The sequence below is a fragment of the Brevibacterium sp. genome, assembly GCF_022712115.1.
In the GTDB taxonomy this organism is placed as follows: domain Bacteria; phylum Actinomycetota; class Actinomycetes; order Actinomycetales; family Brevibacteriaceae; genus Brevibacterium; species Brevibacterium salitolerans.
The window spans coordinates 26034-36925 of sequence record NZ_JALAHB010000104.1 but is presented as its reverse complement, the minus strand read 5'-3'; the positions used below and the strand labels follow the sequence as shown (position 1 = coordinate 36925).

General features: G+C 71.4%; 9 protein-coding genes, 1 tRNA gene and 1 pseudogene. 9 read left to right on the top strand and 2 right to left on the bottom strand.

Features of this window, described 5'->3' with window-relative positions; genetic code table 11:
* The first annotated feature begins 17 nt into the window (after positions 1-17).
* From Q0A33_RS06340 to Q0A33_RS06325, 4 genes and pseudogenes are all read left to right on the top strand, one after another.
* Positions 18-329 (top strand): thiamine-binding protein, encoded by a 312-nt coding sequence (locus Q0A33_RS06340; protein WP_291794559.1) that lies wholly within the window; start codon positions 18-20, stop codon positions 327-329.
* A 37-nt stretch (positions 330-366) separates the two neighbouring features.
* Positions 367-440, top strand: a tRNA-Arg gene (locus Q0A33_RS06335).
* 884 nt (positions 441-1324) lie between these two features.
* Positions 1325-1537 (top strand): hypothetical protein, encoded by a 213-nt coding sequence (locus tag Q0A33_RS06330; protein ID WP_291794555.1) that lies wholly within the window; start codon positions 1325-1327, stop codon positions 1535-1537.
* A 362-nt stretch (positions 1538-1899) separates the two neighbouring features.
* Positions 1900-2121, top strand: a pseudogene (locus Q0A33_RS06325) (ABC transporter permease); the annotation flags it as partial.
* 25 nt (positions 2122-2146) lie between these two features.
* Here Q0A33_RS06325 and Q0A33_RS06320 read toward each other — a convergent pair.
* Positions 2147-2962 carry a thioesterase family protein gene (locus tag Q0A33_RS06320; RefSeq protein ID WP_291794553.1) on the bottom strand — a complete coding sequence of 272 codons (816 nt, stop codon included), beginning with the start codon at positions 2960-2962 and terminating at the stop codon, positions 2147-2149.
* Positions 2963-3190: 228 nt separating this feature from the next.
* On the opposite strand from Q0A33_RS06320, the gene Q0A33_RS06315 reads away from it, so the two are divergent.
* From Q0A33_RS06315 to ettA, 5 genes are all read left to right on the top strand, one after another.
* Positions 3191-4909: a dynamin family protein gene (locus tag Q0A33_RS06315; RefSeq protein WP_291794550.1), complete on the top strand. Its 1719-nt coding sequence runs from the start codon at positions 3191-3193 to the stop codon at positions 4907-4909.
* Positions 4906-6498, top strand: a complete 1593-nt coding sequence (locus tag Q0A33_RS06310; protein WP_291794548.1) for a GTPase — start codon at positions 4906-4908, stop codon at positions 6496-6498. Before Q0A33_RS06315 ends, Q0A33_RS06310 begins: the two co-directional genes overlap by 4 nt.
* Before the next feature lie 222 nt (positions 6499-6720).
* Positions 6721-7299, top strand: a complete 579-nt coding sequence (locus Q0A33_RS06305; RefSeq protein WP_291794546.1) for a single-stranded DNA-binding protein — start codon at positions 6721-6723, stop codon at positions 7297-7299.
* A 181-nt stretch (positions 7300-7480) separates the two neighbouring features.
* Positions 7481-8071, top strand: coding sequence for a hypothetical protein (locus Q0A33_RS06300; RefSeq protein ID WP_291794544.1), 591 nt, complete (start codon positions 7481-7483; stop codon positions 8069-8071).
* A 50-nt stretch (positions 8072-8121) separates the two neighbouring features.
* Entirely contained in the window at positions 8122-9804 is a 1683-nt protein-coding gene (gene ettA, locus Q0A33_RS06295; protein WP_291794542.1) for an energy-dependent translational throttle protein EttA, read from the top strand.
* Between the two features lie 150 nt (positions 9805-9954).
* Here ettA and Q0A33_RS06290 read toward each other — a convergent pair whose 3' ends face one another.
* Positions 9955-10878: an acyl-CoA thioesterase II gene (locus Q0A33_RS06290; protein WP_291794540.1), complete on the bottom strand. Its 924-nt coding sequence runs from the start codon at positions 10876-10878 to the stop codon at positions 9955-9957.
* Between the last annotated feature and the right edge of the window lie 14 nt (positions 10879-10892).

Sequence of the window (10892 nt, the reverse complement as noted above, 5' to 3'; positions counted from 1 at the left end):
CGTGCGCGGCCCGGCGCCTGGCATTCTATGGGGCCCCGGCCGGCGGTCCGGAGCCGGCGGGCGACGGGGGCGTCCACGACGCCGGCGCGGCCGCGGTGAAGGTGGTCCGCGAGTCCGGACTGCCGCATCGGACGGATTCCATGTTCACCACCATCGAGGGGGAGTGGGACGAGGTGTTCGCGGTCGTGAAGGCCGCGACCGAGGCCGTGGCCCCCTTCGGTCCGCGCATCTCACTCGTGATGAAGGCGGACATCCGGCCCGGACGCACCGGCGAGATCGACTCCAAACTCGAGCGGCTGGAGAAGGCGCTGGGCGAGGCCGAGGCCTGAGGGCGGGACGCGGCACGAGGTGCTGTAGGATCGTGTCGCCTCCGTAGCTCAGCTGGATAGAGCAGCGGCCTTCTAATCCGCAGGTCACGGGTTCGAATCCCGTCGGGGGCGCCGCTGCCGGACCGCAGGGTGCCGGGACATCGCACAGGCGAAGTTCCGGCACCTTCGTCATTCATCCGCCGGTGCGGATGAGCGGGGCCGTGTCGCGAGGCCGTTCTGCGGGAAGTTCTGCCGGGAAATGATCCTGCAGGTGACCGTCCGCGGGATCGGGCACAGGAAATGCCGAAGAATCTGAGAATCCCATTGCCAAGCTCTGAATGCCGGTGCTACGGTGGTGGCGGATCTGCGGTGAGCGGCATTCTGTCGGAAAGAACGGACAGCGCCACCGCGATCACAAAGAGACAGGAATGACAGGGTGGTCCTCGGAGGACCGGTGGCCTGTCGAGGCGCATCTCGGTGCAGACTGCGAATGGAGGCGATGGCAATGGTGAATGCACAGCGGCATGAAGGACCTTTCCTCGGCTCCGCACGCTGGCTCGGCTCTCCGCGCCTGCTCGGAGGCCTCACATCCGAAGTGACGTGCGCGGCATCTGCACTCTCTGCGGCGAATCCGGGCGCGCGGGGCTGAATCGTCCCGCTGTTCCGCGGCTGACGCGTATGCCTGCGGTCCCCGCGGTCATGTGACGAGCGTGACGCCTGCGTCTCCCGCTCCTCGAGCGCGGGCGGCTCTGCCCGCACCTCTCCTCGAGGCAGCGACACGTCGTCCGTGAAGCTGTTTCTCGGATCCGCGTGGTCTCGCCTGCGAATGAGACCTGGTGCGGGAATCCCCGAAGCGAATGCATGAGCATTTCCAGGGATCCGGCTGCGCTCTCCTCTGCACGTGATGATTCTCCGCGTGCGCAGGAATGAGACGCAGCGCTGGCCTCTTTTCCTCTCCCTTTCTTTCGGCATGCCCGAATATGGCATTCGGGCTGCCCTGCACTCAAGGAACATCTGTGTCTGCAGTACCTCTGTATCCCATTCCCCGTCGACTGGCGCTGTCCGCCGGGATGCTCCTCGTCCGCTGGGCGCGGAGCCCGGTGCCCCCGCCGCCTGACCCGGTTCTCCCGCGGGCGGAGCTGATCCGCCGGCACCGGCTGTCGCAGCAGCTGGAGCGTGAGCGCGAGGCCGCGCTGCGCCGCGCGCTCACCGCACCGCTGGCGTGGTGAGACCCGCGGGTCCCTGGGGCAGAATGCCCCCATGACCCCTGCGGCCCTCTCCCTGCCGTCCGTCCTCCTCGCCCTGGCGCTGCTCACGGCGACGGCGTGCACGGTCACGGCAGCGCTGCGCCTGGAGCGTCCGTGGCTCCAGGCCTGGTCGCTGGCTCGCGCGGTCCTCCAGCTGGGAGCACTCTCGCTCGTCCTGGCCTTCCTCCTCGTGATGGTGGGGGCCGCGGCCACGGTCGTGGCCTCGCGGATGGAGTGGGGGCTCCGGGGCGGCCTCCGCGCCGCAGGAGTGATCGCAGTGGCGGCCGCGGTGCCCGCCGTGCTCGTCTTCTCCTCCGGCGCGGTGCCGCCGCACCCGCGCTCTCGTCCCCAGCACGGACCAGACCCGGGTGACGGGTCTCGTCACGCTGCCCGGTGCCTTTGTGGGCGCAGTGTTCGGCGGCCTGCCCGTCGTGGAGGCCGCCCTCCTCCAGCTCGTCGTCCTCGCCTGCCTGCTGGCCGCCGGGGCGGTGGCCGTCGCCCTGTGGTCCCTCCTCCTCGGGGCACCGGCACGGCTGCCCGATGACTCAGCGGCCCGGACGGGCTGAGGGGCGCGGGTGAGGGGGCGGCCGCTCACTCCATGTTCTGCGCCACCATCGCCTGCAGCCCGTAGCCCAGCTCGCCTCGGGAGTCCGCGAGGGCGTTGTGCACGATCCCGCCGTGCCCGGGAGTCGCGAGTGACTGCGCGCTCATCCGCAGCCACTGCCCGTGCATGTCCCGGTCGAGCGCCACGTGGAGATCGCAGTTGATGAAGCGGTGCACCCGCGGGTCGACGGCGAGGCTGATGCCACCGGCGGAGTCCGCCAGCACCAGAGTGCGCTGCCAGGGACTCGGCTCCTCGCCCTCCACCAGCTGATTGAGCTGTCTTCCCCATGCAACGGCGGGCCCGCCGGAGCCGGGCCCGCCCTGGACGAAGCGCCATTCCACGGAGCGCTGATAGCCGCTCTCGTGCCCGCCGGTCAGGACGACGGCACGGGACTCCCCACTGGCCTCGGGCACCGCCGGCACCTCCCCGTCCCGCCACCCGGACAGTGGTGGATAGTCCTCCGGTGCGCGCCGGATGCGCCAGGCACGTGCGGTCATCACGGTCCGCCCGTCCGCGCTCGCCGAGGCCTCCAGGAGCTCCATCGAGCGGCCGCTGCGCAGGGTGGACACACTGATGTCGAGAGGGCGGACGGGGACAGGGCCCAGGATGTCCGAGCGGACGTCCGCGAGCCGCATGCCCTCGTGCTGCCCGTGCTCCTCCATCGCCCTGACCAGCAGGGCGGCCGGCGGACCCGCGTGCTGGTGCTCCGGCGACCACACCCCGGTGGTCGCCGGCAGGGAGTCGAAGCGGTGTGCGTCCACCTGGCGGTAGAAGGGCTCCGGGCGGGTAGGCGGGTTCGTCATGGGTGCTCCTCGTCGTCGAGTGCGTGCGTGGCCGGTGCATACGCGCCGGTGCGTGTCTGTACTGCGTCTGTGCGGGGCCCGTGCCGCAGCGACGCCGGGTCGGACAGCTGATCGAGTGTTCGAACGTGTCTCCGCCAGCGTACGGTCGCCGGTCCGATTCCCAGCGAATCCCCAAGCTGTTCGGCGTGGTGGGTCGACGTGAGCGTCCCGAGCGTCGATGCTGGTCACGTGGATCGACGTGCGAAGAGCCCGGCCGCCGGAGCAGCGGCCCCGGCCCTGACTGAGCTGCTCCGGCGTATCAGCGACGCCCGCCTGCCGCTTGCCGCCCCGGGCGCGGAGGAGGGCAGAGCCCTGCGCCGCGAACTGGCCTCCCAGATCGAGGACTACCTCCTGCCGCGGCTGGAGCATCCGGACGCGCCGCTGCTCGTGGTGCTCGGCGGCTCGACGGGCGCGGGCAAGTCGACGCTGCTCAACTCGATGCTGCGGAAGCCGGTGACGGAGGCCGGGGTGCTCCGACCCACGACGCGGGTGCCCGTGCTCATCCACCATCCCGCCGACACCGCCCACTTCGCCGGTGCGAGCGTGCTGCGCGGCTTCGAGAGGACCACGGAGGCCCTCGCCCCACGGGCGGAGGAGGACCTGTCCGAACGGCCCCGCATCCGTCTCCTCGCAGACGCGGCCGTGCCGCAGGGTCTCGCGCTCCTGGACTCACCGGACGTCGACTCGGCGAGTGCGTGGAACCGGAGCGCCGCGAGGCAGCTCCTCGCCGCCGCCGATCTCTTGCTGTTCGTCACCACCGCCTCCCGCTACGCGGACGCCGTCCCCTGGAGCCTGCTCACCGAGGCCGAGGCGCGGGGGACCACGATCGCGCTCGTCCTCGACCGCGTGCCGGCGGCGGCCAACCGCGAGGTCCGCCACCATCTCACCGAGCTGCTCACCGGTGCCGGTCTCGGCGCGTCCCCGCTGTTCACCGTTCCGGAACTCGAGCTCGAGGACGGCCTTCTCCCGGAGTCCGCGGTGTTCACTCTCACCTCGTGGGTGATGAATCTGGGGCGGAGCGAGGAGGCCCGTCGCCGGGTGGCGAGCCGCACCCTCGGGGGAGCGCTCGCGGCCGTGCCGGAGACCGCTGAGCGCCTGGCGGACGGACTGGCCGCCCAGGAGGAGGCCCACGCCGCCCTCGCAACCGCCGTCGACGATGCGTTCGCCGCCGCGTCCTCCGCGCTCGCCGAGGCGCTCACCAGCGGCAGGGTGCTCCGCGGGGAGGTCCTGGCCCGCTGGCAGGACTTCGTGGGCACCGGCCAGTTCTTCCGGGGCCTCGAGCCCACGGTGGCACGCATCCGGGACAGGATCACCGCGACCGTCACCGGCAGGCGGGACACCGCCGGACCGCTGCGGCAGGCGATCGAGTCCGCAGCCGCGGTCCTCATCCGGGAGCAGGCCGTGGCGGCCGTCTCCACGGCGCGCATCCGCTGGGAGGAGGACCGCGCGGGGCGTGCGGTCATGGAGGAGTGCGGTGCGCCGGAGCGCTTCCGGGTTCCGGCGGACTTCGACGTGCAGGCCCGCACCGCCGTGTCCTCCTGGGCGGAGGAGGTCTCCGCCCTCGTGCGCGATCTGGGGCAGTCCGCGCGGGCCAAGGCCCGCATCCTGTCGTTCGGTGTGGACGGGGTGGCGTGCGTGCTCATGCTCGCGGCGCTCTCCGGACCCCACGACAGCCGGGGGAGGGGCACGCTCGCCGTGGCGGGCACGCTGCTGGCGACGAGCTTTGGGGAGGAGGCGGCGCGGGATCTCGCCGCCACGGTGCGGACGCGCCTGCTGGACCGCGCGCAGAGCCTGCTCTCCGGATGCCGCAGCGGCTTCGACATGACACTCTCCGCCGCCGAGGTCCCTCCCCGGCAGGCGGGCGCGCTCAGAGGCAGCGCAGGACGACTTCAGGAGGCACTCCGATGACCGCTTCGGCCCACGCCCGCACCCGCGAGGAGCTCGTGCGCCTCACCGAAGGGCTGCGGTACGCGCTGGACGAGGGACGTTCGGCCCTGAGCGCGGAGCTGGCGGTGGAGACGGCGCTGCTCCTGGGCCGGGTCGAGGAGCGGCTGGGGCTCGGCGACGACTTCACCGTGGTCGCCTTCGCCGGATCCACGGGTTCGGGCAAGTCCTCCCTGTTCAACGCGGTCTCCGGGCTGGAGATCGCGGATGTGGGGGTCCGCCGGCCCACCACCTCGAAGCCCACCGCCTGCGTGTGGGGCACCGGCGGCGAGGAGATCCTGGACTGGCTCGAGGTGCCGGAGAAGAACCGCACCTGGCGGGAGTCCGCGCTGGACGGCGACGACGAGACGGATCTCCACGGCCTCATCCTCGTGGATCTGCCCGACCACGATTCCACCGCGCAGGCCCATCGCCTCGAGTCCGACCGGATGGTGGGGCTCGTGGACGTCGTCTTCTGGGTGGTCGACCCCCAGAAGTACGCCGACTACTCCCTGCACAGCGGGTACCTGGCCTCCTTCGCCGAACACAGCACGGCGATGGTCTTCGTCCTCAATCAGATCGACAGGCTGAGCCCCGCGGACCGCGACCGGGCGCGCGCGCACCTCGCCTCCCTCCTCCGCGAGGACGGGATCGAGCAGGCGCGGGTCCACGGCGCCTCCGCGGTCACGCGCGACGGGGTGCCGGAGCTCCGGCGGATCCTGGCGGAGACGATCACCGCCCGCGAGGCCGCCACCGAGAGGCTGCTCGCGGACGTCCGCACCGCCGCGGCACGGGTGCGCGCGGAGATCGGGGAGCCGCCGGAGGACCTCGACGACCTCGCCCGCGCCCAGCCGCTGGTCGACGCGATGATGGATGCGGCGGGGGTGGACGCGCTGGTGAGCACGGTCCGGGAGGACTACCTCCGGCGCGCCTACCGGGCGACCGGCTATCCCGTGCTCGCCTGGGCGCAGCGCTCCCAGGCCGATCCGCTGGGCGCCAAGCACGGGAGCGAGCGGAGCGAGCTCCTGCGTGCGGCCGCACCGGAGGTCACGGGGGCCCAGAGCGCACGGGTGAGCCTCGCCGCCCATGAGCTGGTCGAGGACGCCGTGGCGGGGCTGCCGGCCGTGTGGCGCGGGAGGATCGCCAAGCAGGAGAGGTCCAGTGCGGAGGTGCTCTCCTCCGCACTGGACGACGCCCTCACCGCCGTGCCCCTCGAGCGCGAACGTCCCGGCTGGTGGTCGACGGCGAGGTTCTTCCAGATCCTCTTCTTCGTCTGCACCGTGGCCGGTCTGCTCTGGGTGCTCGTGCAGGGGGCTCTCGTGGCATTCACCGACCTCGAGGCGCACGTCCTTCTGTGGATGGTGCCCGCCGTCCTCCTCGTCGGAGGCGCTCTCGGCTCGTGGCTGACCTCCGCCTGGGCCGCGCGGGCACGTGTCCGGGGTGCGGAGGCAGCCGCCTCCGCCGTGGACGAGCGCCTGCGCAGCGCTGTGCTCTCCGCGGCCAGGGGGTCCTTCCTCTCTCCGATCACCGCGGTGCTCGACCGCCATCGCCGGCTCTGGGACGCGGTGCGCTGAGTGTGCGCGGCGGGCGTCCCACACGTCCCGCCGGCTGTCGCCTGCCGCGATGCGTCACCGCGGGTGTGCGGACTCCACCTGGAGTGCGCACACCGCGCTGTGGATCCCGCACGCTCCGTCCACAGCCGTCGTCGACCCCTTCCCGCCGGTTGGCGCAGCGGCCAGTGTGGTGGTGCACGGCGGCGCCGAAGGGGTCGGCGCCCGGCGGGGAAGGACAGCACCATGAAGGTCATGACGGCGATCGAGGGCAGCCTGGCTGCCAGGGCGCGCACCGGCACCACGACGGACGGTCGCGGCTACGCGAACTTCCGCGTGGCCGTCGATCAGGAGAGGCGGAACCCGGACACCGGGTTCTACGAGAAGGTCGGCACCAGCTGGTTCCATGTGAGCGTCTTCGGCACGCTGGCGGCGAATGCCGCCTACTGCCTGGGAAAGGGCGACAGGGTCGTCGTCGCGGGTGAGCTGAAGCTGCGTGAGTGGGACAACGGCGAGAAGAGCGGCACCAGCGGTGACATCACGGCCTATGCGATCGGGCCCAGCCTGCGGTTCGGCCTCGCACGGCTCACACCCACCAAGGCGCTCGAGAATCCGTCGCCGGTTCCGGCCGAGGATGAGCCTCCGGCGGGTGCCGCCGGAGGCTGGGACGGCATCGGTGCGACGGGCGGCGAGAGCCCGCCGGCGGTCTTCCCCGAATCCGCTGAGCCGGAGGAGGCGTTCGTGGGCGCGGTGCCCGGCGGTGCGGCGCCCGGTGCCGCCGTCCCGAGTGATGCGGTCTCGGGTGGGGAGGACCCTCCCTTCTGATCCGGACGGAACCGCTGCGGGCGGGAGCTCGCCGGGCGGTGGACGCCACGGCCAGTGAGGTCACATCGGTGTGGACTCGTGCGTGGAAGCGGTCCCTCGCCGCGGACGGTGCGGAATGACCGCATCCGCGCAGCGGTGCGGCTACAGTGGGACCGATCCGCCACCTCCGGAAGGGACGTCCATGACCCGAGCGCTCAGCCGATCCGCCGCACTGTGCGGCTCCGCGGTCCTGCTGGCTGTGCTGGCAGGCTGTTCGGTGTTCGCAGACACGCCCGCTCAGGAGCCGAAGGTCGTGGAGACCGAGGAGCCGGCGGAGGTGGACGAGGTGATCGCCGCTCTCGAACCGCTCCTGGGGGACGCGGAGTCCATCCCGAGCTCCGCGAAGGTGTTCGAGACGCTCATGGACGCCGGCTACGAGGCCGACCAGCTCGAGGCCACGCAGGACGAGACGCCGCTGGAGACCGGTGTGCCGTCCAAGCAGTTCGCGGTGCTCGTGGACGCGGGCTGCGTGGTGGGGGAGATCCGTGAGGGGAAGGCCGCGGCCACGCTCATGCCGCCCTCGGAGTCGACGGGCACCTGCATGTTCGGAGCCGTGGACCGGCCGGAGGGCGCCCCGGAGCCCAGCGGAGAGCCGCGGGACGAGGACGGCGAGGACAACGGCACGGGGCACATCCCCGGTGAGAGCTTCAGCACCGCCGAACCGAGCGAGGCTCCCAGTGAGGCCCCTGGGGAGAGCGGCGAGGGCGGGTCCGCCGGCCTGGGCGGCAACTGAGCCGAGCGCATTGGGCGGGAGGTCACCCGCCCCTATATGGTGGTGGCACTATGGCAGAGTTCATTTACACCATGCACAAGGCGCGCAAGGCGCACGGTGACAAGGTCATCCTCGACGACGTGTCGATGTCGTTCTACCCCGGAGCGAAGATCGGCATGGTCGGCCCCAACGGCGCCGGCAAGTCGACCATCCTCAAGATCATGGCCGGCCTCGACCAGCCCTCCAACGGCGAGGCCCGGCTGAGCCCCGGCTACACCGTGGGCATCCTCCTCCAGGAGCCTCCGCTCAACGAGGAGAAGACCGTCCTGGGCAACGTCCAGGAGGCAGTGGGGGAGATCAAGGGCAAGCTCGACCGCTACAACGCGATCTCCGAGGAGATGGCGAACCCGGACGCGGACTTCGACGCCCTCATGGAGGAGATGGGCAAGCTCCAGGAGGCCATCGACAACGCCGATGCCTGGGACCTCGACTCCCAGCTCGAGCAGGCCATGGACGCGCTTCGCTGCCCGCCGCCCGAGGCCGAGGTCACCCACCTCTCCGGCGGTGAGCGCCGCCGCGTGGCGCTGTGCAAGCTCCTCCTCGAGAAGCCGGACCTGCTGCTCCTCGACGAGCCCACCAACCACCTGGACGCGGAGAGCGTGCTCTGGCTGGAGCAGCACCTCTCCAGCTACCCGGGCGCCGTCATCGCGATCACCCACGACCGCTACTTCCTCGACCACGTGGCGGAGTGGATCGCAGAGGTGGACCGCGGACATCTCTACCCCTACGAGGGCAACTACTCGACCTACCTCCAGAAGAAGGAGGAGCGCCTGCAGGTGCAGGGCAAGAAGGACGCCAAGCTCGCCAAGCGCCTCCGTGAGGAGCTCGACTGGGTCCGCTCGAACCCCAAGGCCCGGCAGACCAAGTCGAAGTCGAGGCTCGCGCGCTACGAGGAGATGGCGGCCGAGGCGGAGAAGACGAGGAAGCTGGACTTCGAGGAGATCCAGATCCCGCCGGGCCCCCGGCTGGGCGACATCGTCATCGAGGCGAAGAACCTGCAGAAGGGCTTCGACGGCCGCACCCTCATCTCGGACCTGTCGTTCTCCCTGCCGCGCAACGGCATCGTCGGTGTGATCGGCCCCAACGGCGTCGGCAAGTCGACCCTCTTCAAGACCATCGTGGGCATGGAGCCGCTGGACGGCGGCGACCTCAAGGTGGGCGAGACGGTGAAGATCTCCTACGTCGACCAGTCGCGCGCCGGCATCGATCCGGACAAGTCGCTGTGGGAGGTCGTGTCCGACGGGCTCGACTTCATCCAGGTGGGTGCGGTCGAGATGCCCTCGCGCGCCTATGTCTCCGCGTTCGGCTTCAAGGGGCCGGACCAGCAGAAGAAGGCCGGCGTGCTCTCCGGCGGTGAGCGCAACCGCCTCAATCTCGCACTCACCCTCAAGCAGGGCGGCAACCTGCTCCTGCTCGACGAGCCGACCAACGACCTGGACGTCGAGACCCTCGGCTCGCTGGAGAACGCGCTCCTGGAGTTCCCGGGCTGCGCCGTGGTGGTCTCCCACGACCGCTGGTTCCTCGACCGTGTCGCGACGCACATCCTCGCCTGGGAGGGCACGGAGGAGAACCCGTCGAACTGGTACTGGTTCGAGGGCAACTTCGAGTCCTACGAGAAGAACAAGGTGGAGCGTCTGGGCGAGGAGGCCGCACGGCCGCACCGCGTCACCCACCGCCGCCTCACCCGCGACTGAGCGGACCCCGCCGCCGGCGGGACAGCGAGAAGCGCCCCTGTGCTGCGAGCACAGGGGCGCTTCGCATTGTCGAGCTGGGCGCCTCCGGGCGGCACCGCCGGAGGCGCTCAACCACATGCGCGGACTGTGCGTCGGATCCGGCCCGGCGGCTCAGCGCGGGAGGCGGATCATCCCCTGCTGTGCCACATCGGCGAGGAGACGGCCGTCCCGGGAGAAGATGCGGCCGGTGCCCAGGGCCCGCCCTCCGCCGGCCTGCGGCGAGGAGTAGTCGAAGAGCAGCCAGTCGTCGAGGTCAATGGGCGCGTGCCACCACATCGCGTGGTCGAGGCTGGCCATGCGCAGGCCGGGGGAGTACACCGCCACGCCCTGCCTGCGGAGTGCGGGTTCGAGGAGGTTGTAGTCGCTGGCATAGGCGGTGGCCGCCGCATTCAGCACCCGATCGCCGCCGAACGGCGCCGCGGCGCGGACCCAGAAGCGCGACTGCGCCACCTGTTCGCCCCGGAACATCCCCTGGATGGGCGGTTCCACGGGGCGGAGGTCGAAGGGGCGCTTGAAGACCCAGCCCTCGAGCAGCGGGTGCTCGTAGCCCGCGAGCAGCTCCGTGAGGCTGGAGAGCTCCTCGGGCTGGGGGATGTCCGCCGGGGGAGCGACCTGATGCTCCGCGCCGGCCTGCTCGTCCTGGAAGGAGGCCATGCCGGTGAAGATCGGCACGCCGTCCTGGTAGGCCTGCACACGGCGGGCGGAGAACGAGCGGCCGTCCCGGAGGACGTCCACGCCGAAGGTGATCTCCTTCTCCACCGCCCCGGCGCGCAGGAAGTACCCGTGGAAGGAGTGGATGGGACGGTCCTCGGGCACCGTGGCGGAGGTTGCGACGACGCACTGGGCGAGCACCTGCCCGCCGAACAGCCGCCCGCCGGGCTTCTGCTGATTCCAGCCCAGGAATGCGTGGGCCTCCCCGCCGATCCCGGGGGCGTCGAGCGGCTGGAGGCCGAGGACGCGTCTGAGCTCCCCGATGCTCGCCGCGCCCGCTCCCGCGGAGTCCGCCTGGGTGTCCGTTCCTGGTCCGTTGTCCATGTCTGCGTGCGACT

What these genes read in the sequence shown, in the direction of transcription:
- Q0A33_RS06290 (WP_291794540.1), bottom strand. Translation starts at nt 10,878, where the DNA reads ATGGACAACGGACCAGGAACGGACACCCAGGCGGACTCCGCGGGAGCG.
- Q0A33_RS06310 (WP_291794548.1), top strand. Translation starts at nt 4,906, where the DNA reads ATGACCGCTTCGGCCCACGCCCGCACCCGCGAGGAGCTCGTGCGCCTC.
- ettA (WP_291794542.1), top strand. Translation starts at nt 8,122, where the DNA reads ATGGCAGAGTTCATTTACACCATGCACAAGGCGCGCAAGGCGCACGGT.
- Q0A33_RS06320 (WP_291794553.1), bottom strand. Translation starts at nt 2,962, where the DNA reads ATGACGAACCCGCCTACCCGCCCGGAGCCCTTCTACCGCCAGGTGGAC.
- Q0A33_RS06300 (WP_291794544.1), top strand. Translation starts at nt 7,481, where the DNA reads ATGACCCGAGCGCTCAGCCGATCCGCCGCACTGTGCGGCTCCGCGGTC.
- Q0A33_RS06305 (WP_291794546.1), top strand. Translation starts at nt 6,721, where the DNA reads ATGAAGGTCATGACGGCGATCGAGGGCAGCCTGGCTGCCAGGGCGCGC.